This window comes from Lachnoclostridium sp., from assembly GCF_031997925.1.
Taxonomy (GTDB): domain Bacteria; phylum Bacillota; class Clostridia; order Lachnospirales; family Lachnospiraceae; genus Lachnoclostridium.
This window is the reverse complement of the sequence record NZ_DAMADT010000027.1, coordinates 39827-64540: the sequence shown is the minus strand read 5'-3', so window position 1 is coordinate 64540 and position 24714 is coordinate 39827. Positions and strand designations below refer to the sequence as shown.

The 24714-nt window shown below is 35.9% G+C and carries 18 protein-coding genes and 1 riboswitch; of the genes, 17 read left to right on the top strand and 1 reads right to left on the bottom strand.

The genetic code is table 11. From position 1 onward, the window contains the following. The 17 genes from infB to RTP52_RS15420 all read left to right on the top strand — a co-directional run. Positions 1 to 2624 (top strand): translation initiation factor IF-2 (infB, locus tag RTP52_RS15500; RefSeq protein ID WP_312372353.1); only part of this gene is annotated, 2624 nt, incomplete at its 5' end. Between the two features lie 149 nt (positions 2625 to 2773). Then, complete coding sequence (gene rbfA, locus RTP52_RS15495; RefSeq protein WP_312103442.1) at positions 2774 to 3181, top strand: 30S ribosome-binding factor RbfA; 408 nt, start codon at positions 2774 to 2776, stop codon at positions 3179 to 3181. A 14-nt stretch (positions 3182 to 3195) separates the two neighbouring features. Beyond that, positions 3196 to 4170 carry a DHH family phosphoesterase gene (locus RTP52_RS15490; protein ID WP_312372351.1) on the top strand — a complete coding sequence of 325 codons (975 nt, stop codon included), beginning with the start codon at positions 3196 to 3198 and terminating at the stop codon, positions 4168 to 4170. A 257-nt stretch (positions 4171 to 4427) separates the two neighbouring features. Then, positions 4428 to 5351, top strand: coding sequence for a tRNA pseudouridine(55) synthase TruB (gene truB / locus RTP52_RS15485; protein ID WP_312103436.1), 924 nt, complete (start codon positions 4428 to 4430; stop codon positions 5349 to 5351). Positions 5352 to 5422: 71 nt separating this feature from the next. Further along, positions 5423 to 6343, top strand: a complete 921-nt coding sequence (locus RTP52_RS15480; protein ID WP_312103434.1) for a bifunctional riboflavin kinase/FAD synthetase — start codon at positions 5423 to 5425, stop codon at positions 6341 to 6343. Between the two features lies 1 nt (position 6344). Beyond that, positions 6345 to 7751, top strand: a complete 1407-nt coding sequence (pdxR, locus tag RTP52_RS15475; protein WP_312103431.1) for a MocR-like pyridoxine biosynthesis transcription factor PdxR — start codon at positions 6345 to 6347, stop codon at positions 7749 to 7751. A 423-nt stretch (positions 7752 to 8174) separates the two neighbouring features. Next, positions 8175 to 9839: a Na/Pi cotransporter family protein gene (locus RTP52_RS15470; protein ID WP_312103428.1), complete on the top strand. Its 1665-nt coding sequence runs from the start codon at positions 8175 to 8177 to the stop codon at positions 9837 to 9839. A gap of 151 nt (positions 9840 to 9990) precedes the next feature. Further along, positions 9991 to 10257 (top strand): 30S ribosomal protein S15, encoded by a 267-nt coding sequence (gene rpsO / locus RTP52_RS15465; RefSeq protein WP_312103426.1) that lies wholly within the window; start codon positions 9991 to 9993, stop codon positions 10255 to 10257. Positions 10258 to 10429: 172 nt separating this feature from the next. Then, a complete protein-coding gene (locus RTP52_RS15460; RefSeq protein ID WP_312372350.1) occupies positions 10430 to 11791 on the top strand; it encodes an MATE family efflux transporter in 1362 nt (453 codons plus the stop codon). A gap of 112 nt (positions 11792 to 11903) precedes the next feature. Next, a riboswitch (THF riboswitch) is annotated at positions 11904 to 12001 on the top strand. Positions 12002 to 12145: 144 nt separating this feature from the next. Further along, the gene (locus RTP52_RS15455; RefSeq protein WP_312372349.1) at positions 12146 to 12712 is read left to right on the top strand and encodes a folate family ECF transporter S component; all 567 of its coding nucleotides are present in this window, start codon (positions 12146 to 12148) and stop codon (positions 12710 to 12712) included. A 241-nt stretch (positions 12713 to 12953) separates the two neighbouring features. After that, positions 12954 to 14228 carry a bifunctional folylpolyglutamate synthase/dihydrofolate synthase gene (locus tag RTP52_RS15450; RefSeq protein WP_312372348.1) on the top strand — a complete coding sequence of 425 codons (1275 nt, stop codon included), beginning with the start codon at positions 12954 to 12956 and terminating at the stop codon, positions 14226 to 14228. Positions 14229 to 14568: 340 nt separating this feature from the next. Continuing rightward, on the top strand, positions 14569 to 15891 hold the full coding sequence (locus RTP52_RS15445; RefSeq protein WP_312372347.1) for an ABC transporter substrate-binding protein: 1323 nt from the start codon (positions 14569 to 14571) through the stop codon (positions 15889 to 15891). 208 nt (positions 15892 to 16099) lie between these two features. After that, positions 16100 to 16969, top strand: coding sequence for a carbohydrate ABC transporter permease (locus tag RTP52_RS15440; RefSeq protein WP_312372346.1), 870 nt, complete (start codon positions 16100 to 16102; stop codon positions 16967 to 16969). A gap of 13 nt (positions 16970 to 16982) precedes the next feature. Then, complete coding sequence (locus RTP52_RS15435) at positions 16983 to 17810, top strand: carbohydrate ABC transporter permease (RefSeq protein WP_312107676.1); 828 nt, start codon at positions 16983 to 16985, stop codon at positions 17808 to 17810. A 284-nt stretch (positions 17811 to 18094) separates the two neighbouring features. Then, positions 18095 to 19879 (top strand): sensor histidine kinase, encoded by a 1785-nt coding sequence (locus RTP52_RS15430; protein ID WP_312372345.1) that lies wholly within the window; start codon positions 18095 to 18097, stop codon positions 19877 to 19879. Further along, positions 19876 to 21393 carry a response regulator transcription factor gene (locus RTP52_RS15425; protein WP_312372344.1) on the top strand — a complete coding sequence of 506 codons (1518 nt, stop codon included), beginning with the start codon at positions 19876 to 19878 and terminating at the stop codon, positions 21391 to 21393. The genes RTP52_RS15430 and RTP52_RS15425 overlap by 4 nt, the downstream gene beginning before the upstream one ends. Positions 21394 to 21870: 477 nt before the next feature. Then, a complete protein-coding gene (locus tag RTP52_RS15420; RefSeq protein ID WP_312372342.1) occupies positions 21871 to 23964 on the top strand; it encodes a polyribonucleotide nucleotidyltransferase in 2094 nt (697 codons plus the stop codon). A gap of 217 nt (positions 23965 to 24181) precedes the next feature. Here the strand turns inward: RTP52_RS15420 and RTP52_RS15415 are convergent, their stop codons facing one another. Beyond that, positions 24182 to 24370 (bottom strand): hypothetical protein, encoded by a 189-nt coding sequence (locus RTP52_RS15415; protein WP_312372340.1) that lies wholly within the window; start codon positions 24368 to 24370, stop codon positions 24182 to 24184. Positions 24371 to 24714 lie beyond the last annotated feature (344 nt).

Genomic DNA, 24714 nt, shown 5'->3' with positions numbered 1-24714 from the left:
AGGGCCAAGGAAACTACGGAGATAGAAGACCAAATAATGGTGATAGACCACAGGGCCAAGGAAACTACGGAGATAGAAGACCAAATAATGGTGATAGACCACAGGGTCAAGGAAACTACGGAGATAGAAGACCACAGGGTCAGGGAAGCTATGGAGATAGAAGACCACAGGGCCAAGGAAGTTACGGTGATAGACCACAGGGTCAGGGAAGCTATGGAGATAGAAGACCACAGGGTCAGGGAAGCTACGGCGATAGAAGACCACAGGGCCAAGGAAGTTACGGCGACAGACCACAGGGTCAGGGAAGCTATGGAGATAGAAGACCACAGGGTCAGGGAAGCTACAGCGATAGAAGACCACAGGGCCAAGGAAGTTACGGCGATAGAAGACCACAGGGTCAGGGTAGTTACGGCGATAGACCACAAGGTCAAGGAAGCTACGGTGATAGAAGACCACAGGGTCAAGGAAGCTACGGCGATAGAAGACCTGCGGGCCAAGGTGGTTACGGCGATAGAAGACCTGGAGGCCAAGGCGGATATGCTGGTAGAAGCCAAGGTCAGGGATCTTATGGCGGCGGCGGATTTGACAAGGATAAGGATGCAGGCTACACAAGATCCTTTGATAAAAAACGTACGGATCCAAAAAGTGGTGAGAAGTCAAGCATTAAGTCCGATCTTGCAAATGAATTAACAAAAGAACAAAGAGCAGCAGCATTTAACGACAAGAGTCGTGATCGTAACCGTGATCGTGATCGTGGTCGCAATAGTGTGGTTGATGGTAATAGTAAGTTAGCAAAAGGTAAAAAGGACCCAAATCGTAAGGGTGCCTTTATTATGCCTAAGCCACAGCAAATTCAAGAAAAACAAGACGAAATTAAGACAATTACAATCCCTGAAATTCTGACAATTAAAGAATTAGCAGATAAGATGAAAATTGTTCCATCTGTGGTAGTTAAGAAGTTATTCCTTGCTGGTAAGATGGTTTCTATTAATTCAGAAATTACCTTTGAAGAAGCGGAAGAAATTGCTTTAGGATATGAAATTATTGCAGAAAAAGAAGTTCTTGTAAATAAGGTAGAAGAGTTATTAAAAGAAGACGATGAAGATGAAAACCTCATGGTAAAACGTCCTCCTGTAGTCTGTGTCATGGGTCACGTTGACCATGGTAAAACTTCTCTTCTTGATGCTATCCGTGAGGCTAATGTAACTTCTCGCGAGGCTGGTGGTATTACACAGCATATCGGTGCCTATACCGTTGAGGTTAATGGAGAGAAGGTTACGTTCCTTGATACACCAGGACATGAAGCATTTACTTCTATGAGAATGCGTGGTGCAAAATCCACAGATATCGCTATTTTAGTAGTTGCAGCAGATGATGGTGTTATGCCACAAACAGTTGAGGCTATCAGCCATGCCAAGGCAGCAGGTGTTCAAATCATTGTTGCTATCAACAAGATAGATAAGCCAAGTGCTAATATTGAAAGAGTTAAACAAGAGCTAACTGAGCATGAGTTAATTGCAGAAGATTGGGGTGGTGATACCATCTTCGTTCCGGTATCTGCTCATACCAAAGAAGGTATTAATCAATTACTTGAGATGATTATCTTAACCGCGGAAATGGGAGAACTAAAAGCGAATCCAAACCGTATGGCCAGAGGTATTGTTATTGAAGCGGAGTTAGATAAGGGAAGAGGTACCGTTGCTACTATTCTAGTACAAAAGGGTACACTTCATGTTGGAGATAATATTGTTATAGGTTCTACTTATGGTAAAGTACGTGCAATGATGGACGATAAGGGTAGAAGAGTAAAGGAAGCTACTCCATCTACTCCTGTTGAAATCCTTGGACTTAACGCAGTTCCAAATGCAGGTGAAGTTTTCATGGCTACAGAAAATGAAAAAGAAGCGCGTAATATTGCAGATGCCTTTATTTCACAGGGTAAAGAGCGTCTTCTTGCAGATACTAAAGCAAAGTTATCTTTAGACGGTCTCTTCTCACAGATTCAGGCTGGTAACATTAAAGAATTAAACTTAATCGTAAAAGCAGATGTTCAAGGTTCCGTAGAAGCTGTAAAACAGAGCTTGGTTAAGCTTAGCAATGAAGAAGTTGCAGTTCGTATTATTCATGGTGGCGTTGGTGCTATTAATGAATCAGACGTTATCTTAGCAGCCACTTCTAACGCAATTATTATTGGATTTAATGTTCGCCCTGATAATATGGCTCGTGAAATAGCAGAGCGTGAAAAGGTTGACTTAAGATTATATCGTGTAATTTATAACGCGATTGAAGATGTAGAAGCAGCAATGAAGGGTATGTTAGACCCAACCTTTGAAGAAAAGGTAATTGGCCATGCAGAAGTTCGTCAGGTATTCAAGGCTTCTGGTCTTGGTACAATTGCAGGTTCTTATGTATTAGATGGTAAGATTATCAGAGGTTGCTCTGCACGTATAACGAGAGAAGGAACACAAATCTTTGAGGGTGCGTTAGCTTCCTTAAAGAGATTCAAGGATGATGTGAAGGAAGTAAATACAGGATACGAATGTGGCCTTGTTTTTGAAAAATTCAATGATATTCAAGAGTACGACTTAGTTGAGTTATATATGATGGTCGAGGTACCAAGATAGTTCTTCACACTAATTATTTTAAAGTTAGGTTATATCCTGATTAATTGCGTGCTAGAGCACGTGGTTGGGAGTTCGTGTGGAACAATTCAATTTGCAAATATTGTGCAGCTGCCCAAATTTGCGGGTTGGTGAAAGAATGAGGTTTTTTTATGAGAAAAAACAGTATTAAGAACACCAGAATAAATCAAGAAGTTCAAAAGGAACTTAGTATGCTCATATCAAGAGAACTTAAGGACCCTAGAATCAATTCAATGACAAGTATTGTTGCAGTAGAGGTTGCACCAGACTTAAAAACTGCAAAGGTGTATATCAGTGTCCTAGGTGATGAACAATCTCAAAAGAATACACTTGCAGGACTAAAGAGCGCTGCTCCGTTTTTACGCGGACAGCTAGCTCGTGGTATTAATTTAAGAAATACACCAGAACTTGTTTTTGTTGTGGATCAATCGATTGAGTATGGCGTTTCCATGTCAAAATTAATAAATGAATTAAATGCTAGCAGTCGTAAATCGCCAGACGAAGAGGTATTAGATGAGATAGCGAATGAGGATGAGTAGTAAGGAGGCTTTTCATGAAACGTTTTGAAGAAGACATTCGAAAAGCAAATAGAATTGGAATCACAGGTCATGTTCGCCCAGATGGGGACTGCACAGGTTCTTGTTTTGCCTTGTATAATTATTTACAAGAAAGCTATAATACCGATGGAACTAAGACCGTTGATCTTCACTTAGAGCCAATCGCAGAGCCCTTCCGTTTCTTAACTTCCTCGAATTGCATACAATCAGACTACAAGGACGAGGAACCTTACGATTTGTTTTTTGCTTTGGATTGTGGTAGCTTAGACCGTTTAGGAGCTGCCAAAGATTATGCAATGCAGGCGAAAAAAACAGTAAATATCGACCACCATATCAGTAACACCGGTTTTGCTGGTGTTACGTTGGTGGTATCAGATTCTAGCTCTACTTGTGAAGTTTTGTTTGATTTATTTGATATTGAAAAGATTAGTAAGGCGACAGCAGAAGCATTGTATCTTGGTATTGTTCACGATACAGGAGTATTTAAGCATTCTAATACAACAGAAAAAACGATGGCGATAGCTGGAAAGCTAATTACACTAGGGGCAACACCAAATAAAATAATAGATGAAACTTTTTATCAAAAGACATTTGTTCAAAATCAAGTATTAGGACGTTGTTTATTAGAGAGCATCTTATTATTGGATGGAAAAATTATTGTGTCTAGTATTAGCAAGCGTGCTCAGAATTTTTACAATGTTGCTCCATCTGATCTTGATGGTGTCATTGACCAGCTTCGAATTACAAAAGGAGTTGAGGCGGCAATATTCCTTCGTGAGGACAATGTACAGGAATATAAAGTTAGTATGCGTTCCAATGGAATCGTTGATGTAAGTAAGATTGCTGTTTTCTTTGGTGGCGGTGGCCATATTTTGGCTGCTGGTTGTAGTATGAAGGGATCATTACATGATGTAATAAATAATCTTACGATAGGAATTGAACATCAGTTAAAAAATGCAGGTAATGTGTGAAGTGTGAAGTGTGAAGTGTGAAGAGAATTTCTAAGGCACCAAAAGACGTTGCCTAAGAAATTCTAAAACTTCATACTGAAGAATAAAAATGAAATCCATTGGAATTTCATTTTCATTCTTCCGGGTTCCTTGCATTGTTATAAGTGCGAAAAGAAAATCTGAGTTTCGCACAGCCTACTACAAAGCATGCATGTTGTTAAGTGCCTGCTAAGTAAGTATGTTTTCACTGCTTGCTAAGGTTTACTAATGGGGGTAATATGAACGGTATTATAAATGTATATAAGGAAAAAGGTTTTACCTCCTTTGATGTTTGTGCAAAACTTAGAGGTATATTAAAACAGAAGAAAATTGGTCATACAGGAACACTTGATCCAGATGCAGAAGGGGTACTTCCTGTGTGCGTAGGAAATGCAACAAAGCTTTGTGATATGCTAACAGACAAGGATAAAGTTTATGAAGCAGTTTTAACCCTGGGAATTACAACAGATACGGAAGATATGACTGGTGAAGTTCTAAAGAGACGTCCAGTAACAGCAACGTATGACAGGGTTTTAGAAGTGATAGAGCACTTTATTGGTACGTATGACCAGATACCGCCAATGTATTCTGCAATAAAGGTTAATGGTCAGAAATTATATGAACTTGCTCGTCAAGGTAAGGTAATCGAGAGACAACCAAGAACTGTTACAATCCATGCAATTGATATCCTTGGAGTTACATCATCGAAAGAACAACCAGAAATCGTACAAGAAGTAAGAATGATAGTTTCTTGCTCAAAAGGAACCTATATAAGGTCTTTATGTAGAGATATTGGGGAAGCACTTCAATGTGGTGGATGCATGAAATCACTAATTCGAACCAAGGTAAGTATTTTTACACTAGAAAATACTTTAAGACTTTCGGAAATTGAAGAATGTGTAAAAAACCAAACACTAGAACAGATTCTTATGCCAGTTGATAAGTTATTTTTAACTTTACCAAAAGTTGTAGTAAAAAAGGAAGATTGTAAACTTTTATACAATGGAAATCAGCTAAGGGAAGAGAATTTTACCTGGGAAAATGTTAGTGTTCAAATTAATATAGATAAAATTCGGGTTTATGACAGCGAAGATGTCTTTACCGGCATTTATGAATACGATCAAAAGAAGAATTGCTATCAACCGGTAAAAATGTTTTTATAGTTGTTATATAAGTTGAACTAAGTTTTCTATATTAAAGTTCAACATATATAGAAAGTTGGGAGCAAAATAACATGGAATACATCTATGGAAGTACAGATTTTAAATATCAAAATACGTGTGTCACGCTTGGTAAATTTGATGGTTTGCATCGTGGACATCAATTATTGCTTTCTGAACTAGCGAAATTTGAGCAGCAGGGTTTAACCTCTGTGATGTTTACATTCGATTATCATCCAGGTAATCTATTTTCTGAAAAAGAGATTGATTTAATCTATACAGAAGAAGAAAAAAAGGAACTGCTATCAAGGTTAGGACCGAAAGTATTAATTTCTTATCCATTTACAGAAGAAACTGCTTCCATGGAGCCAGAGGATTTTATTAAAGAAGTTCTAATTGGTAAATTAGATGCAAAAGCGATTGTTATTGGCACGGATTATCGTTTTGGCAAAAAGCGGAAAGGCGATGCAGAACTGCTTAAGAAGTATTCTGTTGTCTATGGATACGAGCTTGTGGTCTGTGAAAAATTAACCTATTCTGACAAGGTGATTAGCAGTACCAGAATAAGAGAAGAACTAAGAAATGGGCAAATAGAATCTGTGAATGAAATGTTGGGACGTCCATATACCATTATGGGAACTGTAGTAACAGGTAATAAAATTGGTAGAACCATTGGTGTTCCAACTGTAAATTTGCTTCCAACAGAGCATAAGTTACTCCCACCAAACGGTGTTTATGCATCTAGGATAAAATACCAAGAAAATACTTATTACGGTGTGACCAATATAGGATATAAACCGACCGTCGGTGCAGGGCAAAAGCTTGGCGTCGAAACACATATCTTTGGATTTACTGGAGACCTCTATGGTAAGATAATCGAAGTGGAACTTTACCGTTATGAACGACCGGAAACGAAATTTAGCTCTATAGAGGAGCTTAAGCAAAGAGTACAGTCGGATATCGAGAATGTAAAAGATTTTTTTGCTCGAGGTTAATATGCTGATAATTCCAATTAATTTAGGTAATAAAGTACCCTTATATGAACAGATTTATGAATATATAAAGAGGGAAATAAAAACAGGCAAGCTACCTGTGGCTACGAAACTGCCGTCTTCGCGTAATTTAGCGCAAAGTCTGCAAATAAGTAGAAGCACAGTGGAGCTTGCCTATCAGCAGTTAATCTCCGAAGGGTATATAGAATCTATACCAAAGAGCGGATATTATGTTCAAGGGATCATGGATTTAATTCAGATTACCGAAAGAAAAAAAGCTCTAGGCAAAGAAAAAGTCGAGAAAGTAGAACGATTAAAATACGATTTTTCGCCATTTGCAGTAGACCTCTCAGAATTTCCGTTTCCTACTTGGAGAAAGCTTAGTAATCAATGTATGAATGATATGAATCAATCCTTATTTCTCCTTGGAGAGAACCAAGGTGATCTTTCGCTTAGAGAGGCAATTGTGGCATATCTTCATAGCTCTCGTGGTGTGAAGGTGGAGGCATCCCAGGTTATTGTTGGAGCAGGTGCAGATTATCTATTGGTTTTATTATCTCAGATTCTAGGTAATGATCAAATTATTGCAATGGAGAATCCAGTTTATAAACGAGCTTATCGCATCTTTCAAGGAGTTCCCTATCCGGTTCGACCAATTACCGTAAATACAGATGGAATTAGTATTGAGGAATTAACGAGAACGGATGCTTCGATTGTTTATGTAACACCATCTCATCAATATCCTCTAGGAACTGTTATGCCAATAAAGCGAAGACTTGAGCTTTTGCAATGGGCAGCAAAGGGTGAGAATCGATATATTATTGAAGATGACCATGACTCGGAGTTTCGGTATAAGGGAAAACCGATCCCTTCCCTTCAAGGAATTGATGAAAACGATCGGGTGATTTATCTTGGAACATTTTCTCGTGCTATAGCACCTGCCATTCGTATGGGTTTTATGGTTCTGCCGCAGAGGTTATATCAAGTCTATAGAGAAAAGTATTCTTTTTATGCTTCCACCGTATCAAGAATTGATCAAGCGATTGTGTGCGAGTTCTTAAATGGTGGTTATTTTGAGCGACACGTTAACAAGATGAGAAAACGCTACAAAATGAAGCATGATTTATTGCTCCATGAGTTAAAACCATACGAAGATAGAATAACAATCACCGGTGAGAACGCTGGTCTTCATATCGTGGTAAGTTTTCATACTTCATTAACGGAAGAAGAGATTCTAAAAAAAGTGCATAAGAAAGAAATTGAGTTATATCCATTAAGCAAACATTATATAACGGATTATAAACCTACCTACCCAACATTTTTGATGGGTTTTGCTAATCTTTCCGAAGAATTAATCATAGCAGGAGTTAATTTGTTAATAAAGGAGCTTTTTTTAGAACCCAATCAATAAGATCCCCAATCAATAAGATTCGAAGATTCCAATCAATAAGATTCGTAGGTTCCAATAAATTAATTTTGTAGACTGTTGATACTATATAACAGTCTCTTTTTTTGATGTAGTTAAGTAATAGATTAAAATTTAAGCGTATAATCATCTTTTTCTTGTTTAATTTGTTCAAAAAAGGGAAAGATTGCAAAGCGTACTTATATCTGTTTTATTATCTTGATTAGAGACAGCAAGGTTAATTATGGAAGATATGTATATTATAAGAATCAAAAAATCGTGATTATATGTAAAATATAGATATAAAATGTGTAAATTACATATAAATTGACGAAGTTTAAAATTTTCCTTGTAACTTTATAGAGGTTATATTAAAGTTAAAAAGTGAGAGTTTAAAAGACACATTTATATCAAAGGAGAAGACGTCACATGAAAATGGAGAGTTTACTAGCGCTAATCGCTGGTCTTGGCCTATTTTTATACGGTATGAAACTTATGAGTGATGGCCTTGAAAAGGCTGCTGGTGCCAGACTTCGTAGTATACTGGAAATGTGTACAAAAAATCAGTTTGTAGGGATGATAGTCGGTATTTTATTTACCGCAGTTGTACAATCCTCTAGTGCCACCACAGTATTGGTTGTAAGTTTTGTTAATGCCGGATTGTTAAACCTAATGCAAGCAACAGGAGTAATTCTTGGTGCGAATATTGGAACAACAGTAACAGCGCAATTAATCGCTTTTAATTTATCAGCTGTTGCACCAGTATTTTTAATGTTGGGTGTCTGTATGGTAATGTTTGTTAAGAAGCCAATGATAAAAAGAATCGGCGAAGTAGTTTTAGGATTTGGTATGTTGTTCTTTGGCATGAGCATCATGTCTGGAAGCATGGATTCCCTTCGTTCTTCCGAGCAAGTAATGAATATAATTACTTCTATGGATAATCCATTCCTTGCTGTATTAGTCGGTTTTGTAATTACTGCAATTATTCAGAGTTCTTCCGCAACCGTAGGTATTGTATTAGTGATGGCCTCCCAAGGGTTGATTCCATTAAATATTTGCTTTTATATTATCCTTGGTTGTAACATGGGATCTTGCGTCTCTGCCTTACTTGCTAGTATCGGTAGTAAAAAAACAGCAAAAAGAGCTGCTTGGATCCATTTGTTAGTAAATATAATTGGTTCCTTCGTAATTTTTGTAATCTTATTATTCTTTGAAAACCAGATAGAAGAATTTATTATTGCAATTTCTGGTGGAAAATCTCAGGAGATAGTAAATGGTGTAAACCAAGCGATAGCCAGAGAAGTAGCGAATACTCACTTAATTTTTAAAGTATTCGAGGTAGTAATTTGCTTCCCAATCACGAAATTAATTGTTAAGGCTGCTACTTTCATTGTACCAGGAGAAGATAAGAAAGTGGATAGTATGCAGTTGGAATATATTACTGATCATGGAAGCTTTCAAACAACTACAGCGGTACCAAGTGCTATCAACGAAATTGTCCGTATGGCACAAATCACCTTTCATAATTTAGGAACAGCTCTTTCTGGTCTTTTAACCAGAGATGAAAACCAAATTTCAGAGGTTTATGTAACAGAGAATTCTATCAATTATTTAAGTCGAGAGATTACAAATTATTTAGTTAGTGCCAATCAGCATTCCTTACCTATTGATGATCGTAAGGTATTAGCTAGTCTATTCCATGTTGTAAATGATATTGAGCGAATCGGTGACCATGCAGAGAATGTCGCAGATTTTGCAAAACAAGCCATAGATGGTAATCTATATTTTAGTCCAGAAGCAGTAGAAGAAATCAATAAAATGTCAACTGCAGTACAAAAGTTATTAAGCTACTCGATTGAAATGTTTGAGAATAAAAACAGAGAGTACCTGGAAGAAATATTAAAATTTGAAAATTCAATTGATGATATGGAGCGACGTTTCCAGAAAAATCATGTGGTTCGTCTTACAAAAAATTCATGTAGTGCGGAAACAGGGATGATATTTTCTGATTTATTATCTAATTTAGAACGTGTCGCTGACCATGGAACCAATATTGCATTTTCTATCTTGGATGAAGATCCAGAGGATGTTTAAGAGAAAACGAATTAAATCATAAATTACCCCTTTACAAGAGGGAAATGCTATGGTATAGTTTTTGATGTGTAAAACAGCCTATACTCAGATTTTGGACACTCCGACCAGTCTCTTAGTGTATGGCGATTAAAATTATAAGGAGGACTAATCCATGATTAGCAAAGACAAAAAGCAAGAGATTATTAACGCATATGGTAGAAATGCGAACGACACAGGTTCACCTGAGGTTCAGATTGCACTTTTAACTGAGAGAATTGCTGAGTTAACAGAGCATTTAAAAGACAACAAAAAAGATCATCATTCCAGAAGAGGTCTTCTTAAGATGGTAGGTCAGAGAAAAGGTTTACTTGAGTACCTTAAGAAAACTAATGTTGAAGGATATCGTGAATTAATCGCTCGCTTAGGCTTAAGAAAGTAAGAACTTGTAATGTGGAGACTGTACTTTAGTACAGTCTCTTTTTTTCTAGATAGGGAAAACAAGAATACATAAACTGATATTTTGATTGTTAAATGGAGGTAATCAAGTTTGTGCTGCGACAAACTTGAGCCATTAGCTGCTCCTAAAGATAGTCGCAGCATGGAGGCTAAGTATGAATTTAATTCACGAAATGAAGCAAGACAAAGCCTTTCTAAAAAAGGCAGCAATGATAGCAATTCCAATAGCATTACAAGGGCTTTTAAATAATGTTTTAAACTTTGTTGATACCCTAATGATTAGCCGCCTTGATACGACAACAGTGGCTGCAGTAGGAATTGCAAATAAGATTTTTTTTATAGTGAGTCTTCTGTTATTTGGGATTTGCAGTGGCTCTAGTATTTTGACATCTCAGTATTGGGGGATGAGAGATATGAAAAACATCAAGCGTGTTGTCGGATTATCCATGCTGCTTGGTGTAACGAGTGCTTTTTTATTTAGCTTAGTCTCATTTCTAAAGCCTCAATTTGTAATGAGTATTTTTACAAATAACGAACCTACAATAATAATTGGTGCGAAATATTTAAAGATTGTATGTATTAGTTATGTAATAACAGCAGTTACCCAGATTTTTATGTCTGCACTTCGAAGTGTGAATCAGGTAAAACTACCAGTTGTGATTAGCTGTGTTGCGATAGTAACAAATGTTATTTTAAACTATGTCCTGATTTTTGGTAAATTTGGATTTCCAGAGCTAGGAGTAGAAGGTGCAGCTATAGCCACATTGATTGCAAGAATTGTAGAGGTTGCAGCAATGGTTTTACTCGTATATTACAAGAAAAGTCCGGCTTCAATTAGCATGTCGCACCTTTTCTTTTACGATAAAGATTTATACTCCATCTACTTTAGAACTGCATCTCCGGTTATAATGAATGAATTTATGTGGGGACTTGGAATTACGATGTACTCCCTTGTATATGGTAGAATGGGCGATAATGCGATGGCTGCTATCACAATAACTCAAAATATTGAGCAATTATTACAGGTTGTATTTATGGGAATCAGTAATGCAACAGCAGTTATTCTTGGTAATGAACTTGGTGCAGGAAAATTAAAAGATGCAGAGACTCATGCAAAATTTATTTTAATATTGCAAACTATGGTAACGGTGATAATTATTGCACTAGGAATAATCTTTATGAATCCTTTGATTGCAGTTTTTCAAATGGAACCAGTTGTTTCTGCATCTATTCGAAAGTGCCTATTTGTGTTCCTTACTTATTTATTTTTTAAAGTATTTAATACGGTTAATATCGTTGGTATCCTCCGAAGTGGTGGAGATACTAAGGCTGCCTTATTTCTTGATGTCACAGGTGTTTGGTTGATAGGTATACCAATGGCATTTCTTGGGGGTTTAGTATTCCATTTCCCAATTGAAGCAGTCTATGCAATGGTTTTGTCAGAAGAAATCTATAAGATGGTGCTTGGATTTCCTAGGTATCGTAAGAAGAAATGGTTGAGGAAAATCGTGGCTTAGGGACGTATTTCCTACAAAGTTTTCGTATAATCTTCGTAAAAATTGTATAATTTTCTTATAGTATTCTAGAAAAACCTATGTTAGAATTACTTTGTCGATGAGCAAATATTGTTGCAGAGTAGGATTTTGTGCGTTAAGTGTCAGGCAGACGGGGAGTTGCTGCCTGGACGAAAAGTTTAACTTGCGGTACAAAATTCGCATCCCGCTGCTACATAAAAAGATCTCCTTTTGTTGTAGCAAAACATGGATTCTTTTCGAATGCATGGTTGGCCGCATTGTGCGGACAATAGGTTGCGAGACAAATATAGCTTTATGATAGCTTAGCTATGGAAAAGCTTGGAAAGGAGGTATTTTATGCTAAATCAAGAGAAAAATAGTAAAAACAAAGATTTTAAAAAAGGAAAAAAGTTATTTACATTAGAGACTTTCATAGTATTAGCATTACTGGTAGCCATTGAGGTGATATTAACTAGATTTTTTTCACTAAAGCAATGGAATCTACGATTTTCCTTTGGTTTTATTCCAGTTGTAATTGCAGCAATTTTATACGGGCCAATAGCAAGTGCAACAGTTGCTGCCTGTTCTGATTTTTTAGGAGCAATCCTATTTCCTATGGGTGGAGCATATTTTCCTGGATTTACAATCACTGCATTTATAAGTGGTATTATCTATGGATTATTTCTTCATAAAAAACAAAGTTTACCGAATATCGTCGGTGCGGCAGTTGTAACTCAGTTTATCTGTGGATTAGTGATGAATTCTTATTGGCTTTCCATTATATCGAGTAAGTCTACCTTCTGGGGATTGATCTCTGTTCGATCTATACAAACTGTAGTGATGTCGATCGTAATCATCAGCGTAACTTATGTTTTGAGTAAAACAATTGTCCCAATCATTAAAAAAGCAATCGTTATAATGTAATTTTATTGTTATGGATGTCATAGGCTGTGGCGCAGTCTTTTGAAAATTAACTGCTAGCAAAGTAGGATATCTCAAAAGACGGCCACAGCTTTTTTGTTGAGTACAACAAAAAGCTCATGAATGATATTCTTATGTTTTCTGTTACAAAAGAGATTTTTCAGTCATCCTACTGTCTGTATGGGTGAACAACAGGTGATTTCCTTATTAGGGATAAGGATAGTGAAGGAAGCGAGGAACGGATATGAATTATCAAGAAGCAATTAGATATCTGAGAAGTTACAAGAGAAATACTGGAGAATTGTCACTGAAGAACTTAAATAAACTATTAGATTACATGGATCACCCAGAAAAGAAATTAAAATTTATCCACGTTGCCGGGACCAATGGCAAGGGTTCTACATGTAAGATGTTATCCTCTATCTTACGCCTTGCTGGGTTTAAAGTAGGATTATTTACTTCACCTTTTTTAGAAACTGAGAATGAACAGATTCAGATCAATGGAGAAGTGATAGGAAATGAAGATTTTGCTAAAGTCTGTAAGAAGGTGAAAGACTTTACTTCGTATCTCATGCTTGATGAGATACCAACAGAATTTGAATTGACTACCGCGATGGCATTTCAGTATTTTTACGATACCAAATGTGACTTGGTTGTTTTAGAGGTAGGGCTCGGTGGTGAGCTAGATGCGACAAACGTGATTGAGACGCCTTTGGTTTCGGTGTTAACGAATATTGGCATAGATCATGTCGACTACTTAGGAACAACATTAGAAGAAATTGCTTCTAAAAAAGCAGGAATCATAAAAGAAAATGGAATTGTTGTAAGTTACGAGCAGGCAAAAGAAGTAGAAGAAGTGATAAGACTAGCTTGTGAAGAAAAACATAATAAACTTGTGTTTGCAGAATTTTCTGAAATAAAACTTCATCAGGAAAATTTGTCCAGACAAAAGTTTTCTTATAAACAAAATACGAACCTATCCTTATCTTTGATAGGAGAGCATCAAAGAAAAAATGCGGCATTAGCCCTTGAAGTAATTCATCAGTTACAAACTTTGGGATATAAAATTTCTGATAATGCTATTTCAGAAGGATTTAATTATGTTACTTGGCCAGGAAGATTCGAGGTTTTATGTAAACAACCGTTGGTAATTTTAGATGGTGGGCATAATGTTCAGTGTGTAGAAGCATTCTCAGAAGTTTTAAAACAATTTATTCCAGGGAAAAAAGCAATAGTAATTCTTGGTGTCTTAGCTGATAAAGATTATAAAGGAATGATCCCATATCTTGTTCCTTTAACAAAAAGATTTATTGCTGTAACTCCGAAAAACACTAGAGCATTACCATCAGAGCAACTAGCAGAAGAGTTATTAAAGCATCTCCCTTTGGTTTCGCACTACACAACACCAGTCGAAGGTATTATGGCAGCTTTAAGAGATGCAAGAGAAGATGAAGTTATCTGTGTCATTGGTTCGTTATATATGGCAGCAGAGATTAGGGATTGTTTTATTGATGAATAGGGTAAGGTATTAAGGAGTTAACTGTATTCCTAATATATTGGAATAACCATAAAGGGTAAAAATATTAGTAGCAATTTCATGGGAAGTGTTATAACATGAGATAGGAATAAATGATTAAATGATGGCCGATAGTCCTAGTAAATAATAGGGCTATCGGCCTTGTTGGTGTGGGAACGGGGATTAAGTTTCCTGGTGTTTGATATTCTCATCCATTTCATTAAGTGAATTTCAAGAAAAGTAAAAAAAATGCACTACTAAAGTCATATTTGTGAGTATTACGCTTTTCCTCATGATGTTATAATACCAATGTAAACTATTCAAAACTTTAGGAGGGAAAGTAATGAAGAAAGGTATGAAAAAGTTTTTAGTAGCTTTACTGACTGTCAGTATCTTGACCGGATGTGGAAGCAATGCTACTAAAGACACGAGTAAAAAGGTGGATAACACACAGACAGAGGATACAGCAGCACCTACAGAGATAGCAAAGAAAGGTTCTATTACACTGATGGCATCCCAAAACTGGATTAAGGATGTTGACAGAGAGCTGTTTAAAGCATTTGAAGAAGAAACAGGGATTGAAGTTAAGATCTTATTGACACCGGATAACGGGTATTTAACTTTGCTAGGAACTACTTTATCAGGTGGAAGTAATGCTGTGGATATTTTTATGTATCCCGCAGGTTATGAAATGATTTCTGCAGGACTTCCTGAAGTGGCATTGGATTTAACAGGGGAAGCTTGGATTGATAATTATGAGGATTGGGCGAAGGAAGTTAACTCCTATGAAGGAAAAGTAATTGGATTTAGTACATGGGGAGTTGATTACGAAGGTATTCTTTATAACAAGACTCTGTTTAATGAAAAAGGCTGGAAAATCCCAGGCAGCTGGGCTGAATTCATGAATCTTTGCAATACAATTAAAGCAGAGGGTATTACACCTTTATACGAAGGTATTAATGGTGTATGGCATACACAATCTTGGGTTTACGGATTAACCCCTGCAATTAGTGCGGAAAAAGCAGATTACATAGAATATCTTAATGCTGGAAAAGAAAATAAATTTGCAGATATCACAAGCTTTAAAACTGGATTGGAACAAATTAAGAGTTTATTTGCAGATACAACAAACTACACAAATGATGGTCAGGCAGAAGACTGGTTTGGTAGTTACCCAGCATTACAGAATCGTGAAGTTGCCATGATGTTTACTTATTCCGCATATGCGGCAGAACTTAAGGCAAATGGAAGTACAGACGAATGGGGAATGTTCTCGGTGCCATTACTGGATAATAAAATTGGAGTATCAAACGGCGGTGGTATCGCTAAATATATCAATAAAAATAGTGATTATATTGAAGCAAGTAAAGAACTGTTATCCTTCCTTGCAAAAGATGAAAATCTGGAAAAATACTATAGCGCCAGAACAGATCTTGTAACATCTTCATTTAAGAATGTTGAGAGTGTAAACGCAACAACAGCAACTACAGAAATGTTAAAAAATACAGCAGCTATTCCGGAGGTAATGTTTATTAAAAATGTATTATATTGGGATCCAAATGTATATCAGTATTTACAGGGATTTTCAACAGGTACTGTTACGGTAGAAGATTTTATTGCAAATGTAGATGCTTACAGAGCAGAAATGTTTGATATAGCGAAATAGTATATTAATATATCATTAAGTAAAAAGAGGTGTATGGAGTAGAAAGGTAACATCTTAACTTCATACCCTTTTTTTTGCTTAAATTATGTCAAAAAAGTGCACATGAAGATGTCTAAGAGCGAAGGGGTTAGAACACGGACGGAGGGATATATAAGTAGAAAACTAAAGTTCAACTTATATAGAAAGAAAAAAGAAGAGGAGAAATAGTATGCATGAAAAGAAGATTTACAAGGGATATTTTACGGTTCCGGCAGTACTAATGTATACCATATTGTTTATTGTACCAGTGGTGTTAAACATTATTTTTTCTTTTACAGATTGGAATGCCATTAAAATTACAGGAGAAACTGCAACCTATAATGGATTGTCCAATTATAAAAAGATTTTTCAAAACAAAGAATTGACCAAGGTAATACTAAGGACCATTTATTATGCATGTGTAACCACAATTTTTAAGAATATTATTGGTTTTCTTCTAGCTTTAGCATTTAACGAAGGACTTAAGACAAAAAATATACTGCGGGCAATTTTCTTTTTACCGGCGATGCTGTCTCCGCTAATTATAGGCTTGATGTTTGGTACTATTTTTATGAAGAATGGCTTTTTTAATCAGTTGTTGCAAATGATTGGATTCGGAAATGTTTCTGTTGCCTGGCTTACTACGAAAGGAACGGCTCTTAATACAGCCATGTTTGTTGAAGTCTGGAAACAGGTTGGGTTTAATATGGTAATTTATCTGGCGGGACTTCAGTTTATTGATAAAAGCTATTATGAGGCAGCAAGCGTGGATGGAGCTACAAAATTTCAGGAAATCTTATACATCACAGTTCCACGTATTATTCCTTCCTTTATTATTAACCTGCTATTAAATCTTTCTCAGGGATTAAAAGCCTTTGATATTGTTTTTGTTTTAACGGGAGGTGGACCAGCAGGTGCTACAGAACTAATAAATACTTTTGTATTTAAGGAATTTGGAAAGGGTCTTTATGGAATGTCAGCAGCTTACGGAGTAATTGTATTTATTATAACAGCTATTTTTGGAGTAATTGTATTACAGATTAAGGATAATAATGATTGAGGGGAGGAAAGAGATGCGTTCAAAAAAGAAAAGAACAATATATTTCATAAAGGGTTTGGGATTCTGGCTTTTATCGCTTGTGGTAATTGTTCCTTTTTTAATTGTTATATTTAATGCTTTTAAAACAAAAACAGAAGCCATTACCATGTCATTAACAATACCAAAACAGCTACATTTTGAAAATTTTAAAGAGGTATGGAAAACGGGTAATATTTTAAATTCCTATAAGAATAGTTTGTTCATTAGTGTTACCAGTGTTGCAATCAGTGTTTTTATTTCTGCCCCGGCAGCTTATGTACTGAATCGCGATAGATCAAAATTAAATAAAGCATTGTATACATATTTCGCATTGGGTCTGATGTTTCCAGTTAGTATGGTTACTATTGTTAAGGTGCTTAGGGTGTTACACCTTTATAACAGTCTGTGGGGAGTAATTTTACTTTATATTGCGCTTATTCTACCAATGAGTATTTTCCTGTACTATGGTTTTATTACTGGAATACCAAAGGAATTAGATGAGGCAGCAGTTATTGATGGAGCAGGTGCTTTTCGCGTATTCTTTCAGGTAATTTTCCCATTGCTTAAGCCGGCTACAGGGACTGTAGCCATGATTAATTTTTTAAATACTTGGAATGATTTTACGGTGCCGCTTTATGTTTTGCCGGATCCTGATAAGGCTGTGATTGTGCAACAGGTATATAACTTTTATGGAACATTTACTGCTAGCTGGAATTTAGTAAGCGTAACCATTTTATATGCCATTTTACCTATTGTTGTTATTTATTTGTGTGGACAAAAGTACATTATCGCAGGAATGGTATCGGGAGCCGTTAAGGGTTGATTATTTAAGCCTCACAGGAAAGTCCCCCGCCTCAGTAAGCGGGGGACTTTCCTGTGGAACCTGTGGAAGCAACTTTAAAAGAAAGCGATCATTAAATCCACTACATAAGGAGTTTAAAAACAATTTCAAACAGGCAAAAATGGAAAGAATTGGAATATAAAACTTGTTATTACTATTATAAAGAGGTAGAATAGCAGTAAGAAAACTTGGTGAAAATCCGTGTTTTCTAACTATATAAGTGATGATGAAATACCTGTGAATATCATAGGGAAAGGATTGCCACCATGAAGAAAGAATTTATAGTAAAAAAGCTTTTTCATACATATACTATATGGTTTGTTGGTTGTATGATCATTATGATTTTAGTCGCACTCTGGTATTTTGTCACACAAATAAATGAAACAATTGTTTTAACGCAGGAACAGATGAAAACTAACATTAGTGCCAATATAAAAAGCTATATGGATGACATGAACGATTTTTCAAGGGCATTAGTAAACTCAACTGATTTTTCCAAGGGGATTCTTGTAGAATTGCCGCACTGTTATAAGGAGGGAAAACAGACAACTACCTTGTTCTCTAATTTATATCTGAAGGCAAATAAGATGATTCAGAAAAAATATAATGTTGGTGTAGCTACGGATTCGGGCTATTACATCTGGATGGGAGAGAATTATTATATTGGCGCTATTCAAAAAGAAACGCCTAATTTGTATCAGGATTATGTAAGAGATGGCAGACCATTTATAAAAAGAGTAAAGCAGAATGAATACCTGTTAAACACATGGATTTATGATAAAGGTATGAAGAATACAGAAATGATTGTACTTGCTAGAAATATAAGTGCATTGAATGTTCTGGGTAAGGGAGAAGGGATTTTGGAAATTCAGATGAGTGCTGCCGATTTCGATAGACAAATCGATGCCTTGCTGGGTGAAAATGCAAAAAATCCCTTAATCATATCGGTGTATGGAAGTGATGATACACTGTTCTATGGGAAAGGCGACATCCCATATGAAGAAATCCAGGGACTCATGCCTGGGAAGAAAGCCATTTATGGTAATAGTATTATTATGTTAGATAGAATTCCTCAATTAGGTATAAGAATTGTATATAGAATCTCTATATCAAAATATTATGACCATCTAAGTAGATTCTTATTTTGTGCTGTAGCTTTTAGCATTGTAATGGGAAGTATTATTGTAATGGTTAATTATCGTATTTCGAATGAGTTATCAAGCCCGATAAAAAAGATTTGCACAGATTTGGAGAAGATAGATCTCAAAAACGAATCAACTTATCAGAAAGAGGAATTTGACATTTGGGAGATCGATTACTTGTCCCTTAGTATATCGGAATTAACAAATAAATTGCAAGAGTCGTTAAGAAGTATTATTGTTCTTAAGGATTTTGAAACACATTCTAAGCTGTTAGCGCTACAGGCTCAGATGCAACCACATTTTCTGTTTAATACCCTTACGATGATAGGATCCCTGGCGGAGGAGTCCGGAAATGATGATATTGCAGAGATATGCCAGAATCTTACTGGGATGTTTCGTTATATCGCCTCAGAGGAGAGTGGAGGAGTAGTATTATATGAGGAAATGCTACATATAGAGCATTATGTAAAAATCATGAAGAAAAGATTTCCTAATGCTCAGATTAACATAGATATTCCACTAGAAATACTACAGGTTAAGCTTCCCAAGCTGTCCATTCAACCTTTGGTGGAGAATTCATTTAAATATTGCAATCGGAATCATCCTTGTATTAAAGTGGAGGGGGTTATATCGCAGACAGAGTGGTACATTATTGTTTATGATAATGGTAATGGATTTTCAAAGGAAAAGGCTGATGAAATTATGAAAAAATGTAAGAATAGCGCTTTGGGCGTGCAGTCCCTGTCTGCGCAGATTGATGGAATAGGACTGGTAAATGTATACGTTCGTTTAAAATTATTTTTAAAGGATGCGTTTATTTTTGAAATAAAGCCATTTAAGGACGGATATGTAAAAATAGGGGGAGTATTGCCAAAAGAAGAGGATGAAAAAAAGGTGATGACAGGTTGAAAAAAATTAAGGTGTTAGTCGTGGAGGACGAAATTATAATTGGAAAGAATATTGCTAGTAAAATAGAAGAAGCAGATTCTTTATTTGAAGTGGTTGGAATGGCTGGAAACGGCAAGGAAGCCTTAGAGCTAATTCGTATTCATAATCCACGGGTAATATTCACAGATATTTGTATGCCTACCATGGATGGTATGGAACTAGCCCATCAGCTTCATCAGTTTTACCCAGGAGTAATTGTTGTTATTGTTAGTGGTTTTTCTGATTTCTCCTATGCACAGCAGGCCATAAAATATGGAGTTTTTAATTATATATTAAAGCCAGTTGAAAAGGATTCCTTAGCAGAGATTTTATACGATATTAGAAAAAGTATTGTGTCTGTGACTCATTCCATGGAACGAAAAATTATATATTCGGATTTTTATAATATGGAGCAGTATGATGCTAGCTACTATCAGATTGGTTTGTTATGTATAGGCAATTTAGTTTATGATGCAACAGAAGAAGAGGTTATCCAGTTCTATGACGCTTTATTGGGCAAGATTCCGTGGAAGGAGATTGTGGAAAAGGCAGTTCCGGAAGGTTGCCCATGGTACTTGTCAGATGAACATGTTTTTAATCAAAAGGTATTAGTCCTTAAGTATGAAAAGTCTCAGGTTGAGATTGAAAAGGTATTAAAAAAAATAAACCAGCGGCTGTCGGAATTTCTTGCGGAAGTGACAATCCATATTGTATATTCCCAGAATCAGATACCACGTGAGGAAATATGGGGAATAACAAAACAACTTCGGAATTTGCTGAAGCATCAGTTAAAGATTGAACAAAATCAGATTTACATTTTGGAACGAGAAAAGGATTACGTAAATAGTGAAATTATTGAAATCGTAAAAATGAAACTGAAGGAATATGTAAAATCCTATCTGAAGCATGGGAATATGCAGCAGTTCCTTGAGGATATTAATTGTATATTAATTTATATGATTCATAACCAAGCTACCCAGGATAGTGTGGAAAAGGTATCAATATACATGCTAAGATTACTTGAATTTAGTAAGCAAAAGTATGATTTGGAGATTATACAGAATCTACAGGAGGAGCTTCTTAAAAAAATTGGTGTTTCACTTACAGCAAACGATTTGGTTAAAAATCTGATGACAGTATTTAAGAAATTTGGTAGATATATTGAAAATTGGCAGGAACAAAAAATAGAAGATCAGATTTGTGAATTTGTGGATACAGCTTATTTAGAAATTGAAAGTCTTGAACAGGTTGCTGATAAATTTGGATATAATTATGCATACCTTTCACGCTTGTTTAAGAAAAAGAAAGGTATGCCAATGAATAAATATATTACAGAGAAAAAAATGAAAATGGCTATTTCAATTATGGAAAGTAATAAAGAATTAACAATCAATGAGATTAGTGAAATATGTGGTTATAAGGATTACCGATATTTTAGTAGGGTATTCAAAAATGAAACAGGCATGGCACCTAGTGAGTATAAGGAAGGACTTTGATAAGTTTATGGTATTTCAGGAACTATTATTACTTTGCTTCAAAAGGGAAAGCAACTACAAAAACTAGATTTGCCATTCATTATTAAAATATTAAAATAGTTTTTTTTAGTGTGCTTGCGTATATGGCATTTTCACACCTGAAACAGTATAAAAAACTTAGTTCACCTTATATATTCAAACCCCTTGATTATTTATCAGCGGGACATACTGAATTTTTGTGCAAAACAGTGTTTACAGTGAAATCAAGATATATTTTAGTAGCAATTTAATGGGTGGAGTGTTATAATTAAAAGAAGTGGGTTATCCTATGGATAGATATACTTAACCCATTGATAGAGTAAAGTGGAGATATTTCCCGAGACTTCTGAAAAAACCATTACTTCCTGTTTCTGATGGAGTGTAGTGATGTTTTCAGTTGTTTCGGAATCTCCACAAGAGGACAATAGTTCTCATATAATAATTAAAGGAGATTACAATATGTACAAAAGTTTTTCCATGGAACTTGCCGGCAGAACATTAAGTGTTGATGTTGGTAGAGTTGCAGCGCAAGCAAATGGCGCTGCATTTATGCATTATGGCGATACCGTAGTATTATCTACAGCTACAGCATCTGATAAGCCAAGAGAAGGAATCGATTTCTTCCCATTAAGTGTAGAGTATGAAGAAAAATTATATGCAGTCGGTAAGATACCAGGTGGATTTAATAAGAGAGAAGGTAAAGCAAGTGAAAATGCAATTTTAACTTCTCGTGTTATTGACCGTCCAATGAGACCTTTGTTCCCAAAAGATTATCGTAATGACGTTACATTAAACAACCTTGTAATGTCTGTAGACCCAGATTGTAGCCCAGAGTTAACGGCAATGCTTGGCTCTGCTATTTCTGTAGCAATTTCTGATATTCCATTCGATGGACCATGTGCAACAACTCAAGTTGGTCTTGTAGATGGTAAGCTTGTATTTAATCCAACAGCTACCGAGAAAGCTGTATCTGATCTTGCATTAACAGTAGCTTCAACAAGAGATAAAGTTATCATGATTGAAGCAGGTGCAAATGAAGTACCAGAAGATAAGATGCTAGAAGCTATCTTTGCTGCTCATGAGGTAAATCAGGAAGTAATTCAGTTTATTGATAAGATTGTTGCTGAATTTGGAAAAGAAAAACATGGCTATATTAGCTGCGAAATTCCAGAAGAGATGTTTGAAGCAATCAAAGAGGTTGTTACTCCAGAACAGATGGAAGAAGCAGTATTTACTGATGTGAAACAGGTTAGAGAAGAAAATATCCGTGAGATTAAGAATAAGTTAGCTGAAATCTTTGAAGAAAGTAATCCAGATTGGCTTTCTTTAATTGATGAAGCAGTTTATAAATATCAGAAGAAGACAGTTCGTAAGATGATCTTAAAAGATCACAAGCGTCCAGACGGTAGAGAAATCCACCAGATTCGTCGTCTTGCAGCGGAAGTAGATTTACTTCCTAGAGTACACGGTAGCGGTATGTTTACACGTGGTCAAACTCAGATATTAACAGTAACTACGTTAGCTCCTTTATCAGAGGCACAGAAATTAGATGGTCTTGATGAAGCTGAAAAAAGTAAGAGATATATGCATCACTACAATTTCCCATCCTATTCCGTTGGTGAGACAAAGCCATCTAGAGGACCAGGACGTCGTGAAATCGGTCATGGTGCATTAGCAGAACGAGCATTAGTACCTGTTCTTCCAAGTGAAGCAGAGTTTCCATATGCAATCCGTACTGTATCTGAGACTATGGAATCTAACGGTTCAACTTCTCAGGCGAGTGTTTGTGCTTCAACCTTATCCTTGATGGCAGCTGGTGTACCAATTAAGAAACAGGTTGCTGGTATTTCTTGTGGTTTGGTAACTGGTGATACAGATGATGATTATTTAGTGTTAACAGATATTCAAGGTCTTGAAGATTTCTTTGGCGATATGGACTTTAAGGTTGCTGGTACTCATGATGGTATCACTGCAATTCAGATGGATATTAAGATTCATGGCTTAACAAGAGCAATCATCGAAGAAGCGATTAAGACAACCAAGGAAGCAAGAGAATATATTATCAATGAAATCATGACTCCAGTAATCGCTGAGCCAAGAGCAGAAGTTGGTAAGTATGCGCCTAAGATTATCCAGATTCAAATCGATCCTCAAAAGATTGGTGATGTTGTTGGTCAGAGAGGTAAGACAATTAATGCAATCATTGAGCAGACAGGTGTTAAGATTGACATTAATGATGAGGGTGCAGTATCCGTTTGTGGAACAGACAAGGATATGATGGATAAGGCAATCAATATGATTCGTACTATCGTAACTGAGTTTGAAGAAGGTCAGGTATTTGAAGGTAAGGTTATCAGCATCAAAGAATTCGGTGCATTCCTTGAATTTGCTCCTGGTAAAGAAGGTATGGTTCATATCTCTAAGATTAGCAAAGAAAGAATCAATCACGTTGAAGATGTGTTAACCTTAGGAGATGTTGTTAAAGTAGTATGCCTTGGTAAGGATAAGATGGGCCGTATTAGCTTTAGTATTAAGGATTATAAAGAAGATTAATAATATAACTTATCAGAAGTTTGTTTTATAAACGTCTGATAAAAGGTGAGTTTTTTGCACCGACTATCTGATTATCGGAACACGTTTTTATTTCCGATCATATGTATTATGACAGAGACAAAAAAGAGGAGTCAGCTTGCTGATTCCTCTTTTTTGCTGCGCTGTATGTATCTAGTAAAGCGGATCCATCGGTCGTGACAGTCTTTATACTCTACTTTTACTCATCATCCTTGCCTAATACAATCCTAAAGATGATGGTTGATAAAACGATTGTAATTAAATAAACAAAAATCGAACTTTTAGACAACTCTGTTTTAAATATAAAGCTTAATATAAAGAGTACACCAAGATATACCACAATCTTAATAACTAGGTTTTTGAGCTCTCTTTTTATTCTTTTTTTCATTTTAATCTCCATTACGACGCCTTCGTTGGCGGCACAATTAGTGATGAAAAACATTTTCTTTGATATCCTCTTCAAATCCTGTTTTGGTTGATTTTTACATTATCAATTCCATTATAACTATTGAAAGAAAATATATCAATAAAAATACAAGCTACATATTTTTGTATGAAATACCATTAAAATGGAATACTATTGCCATACGCTCTTTAAACAGAGGAAGTTATCATTTAATTAGAAGATGAATATTATTCATAAAATAAGTAGGAAAGGTTAATCTTTCACACAGCAAGTTTACGTCAGGTCAGTGCCGTAACTACAAGCTTGATAATATAAAAACAGAAAAG

What these genes read in the sequence shown, in the direction of transcription:
- rbfA (WP_312103442.1), top strand. Translation starts at nt 2,774, where the DNA reads ATGAGAAAAAACAGTATTAAGAACACCAGAATAAATCAAGAAGTTCAA.
- RTP52_RS15490 (WP_312372351.1), top strand. Translation starts at nt 3,196, where the DNA reads ATGAAACGTTTTGAAGAAGACATTCGAAAAGCAAATAGAATTGGAATC.
- truB (WP_312103436.1), top strand. Translation starts at nt 4,428, where the DNA reads ATGAACGGTATTATAAATGTATATAAGGAAAAAGGTTTTACCTCCTTT.
- RTP52_RS15480 (WP_312103434.1), top strand. Translation starts at nt 5,423, where the DNA reads ATGGAATACATCTATGGAAGTACAGATTTTAAATATCAAAATACGTGT.
- pdxR (WP_312103431.1), top strand. Translation starts at nt 6,345, where the DNA reads ATGCTGATAATTCCAATTAATTTAGGTAATAAAGTACCCTTATATGAA.
- RTP52_RS15470 (WP_312103428.1), top strand. Translation starts at nt 8,175, where the DNA reads ATGAAAATGGAGAGTTTACTAGCGCTAATCGCTGGTCTTGGCCTATTT.
- rpsO (WP_312103426.1), top strand. Translation starts at nt 9,991, where the DNA reads ATGATTAGCAAAGACAAAAAGCAAGAGATTATTAACGCATATGGTAGA.
- RTP52_RS15460 (WP_312372350.1), top strand. Translation starts at nt 10,430, where the DNA reads ATGAATTTAATTCACGAAATGAAGCAAGACAAAGCCTTTCTAAAAAAG.
- RTP52_RS15455 (WP_312372349.1), top strand. Translation starts at nt 12,146, where the DNA reads ATGCTAAATCAAGAGAAAAATAGTAAAAACAAAGATTTTAAAAAAGGA.
- RTP52_RS15450 (WP_312372348.1), top strand. Translation starts at nt 12,954, where the DNA reads ATGAATTATCAAGAAGCAATTAGATATCTGAGAAGTTACAAGAGAAAT.
- RTP52_RS15445 (WP_312372347.1), top strand. Translation starts at nt 14,569, where the DNA reads ATGAAGAAAGGTATGAAAAAGTTTTTAGTAGCTTTACTGACTGTCAGT.
- RTP52_RS15440 (WP_312372346.1), top strand. Translation starts at nt 16,100, where the DNA reads ATGCATGAAAAGAAGATTTACAAGGGATATTTTACGGTTCCGGCAGTA.
- RTP52_RS15435 (WP_312107676.1), top strand. Translation starts at nt 16,983, where the DNA reads ATGCGTTCAAAAAAGAAAAGAACAATATATTTCATAAAGGGTTTGGGA.
- RTP52_RS15430 (WP_312372345.1), top strand. Translation starts at nt 18,095, where the DNA reads ATGAAGAAAGAATTTATAGTAAAAAAGCTTTTTCATACATATACTATA.
- RTP52_RS15420 (WP_312372342.1), top strand. Translation starts at nt 21,871, where the DNA reads ATGTACAAAAGTTTTTCCATGGAACTTGCCGGCAGAACATTAAGTGTT.
- RTP52_RS15415 (WP_312372340.1), bottom strand. Translation starts at nt 24,370, where the DNA reads ATGAAAAAAAGAATAAAAAGAGAGCTCAAAAACCTAGTTATTAAGATT.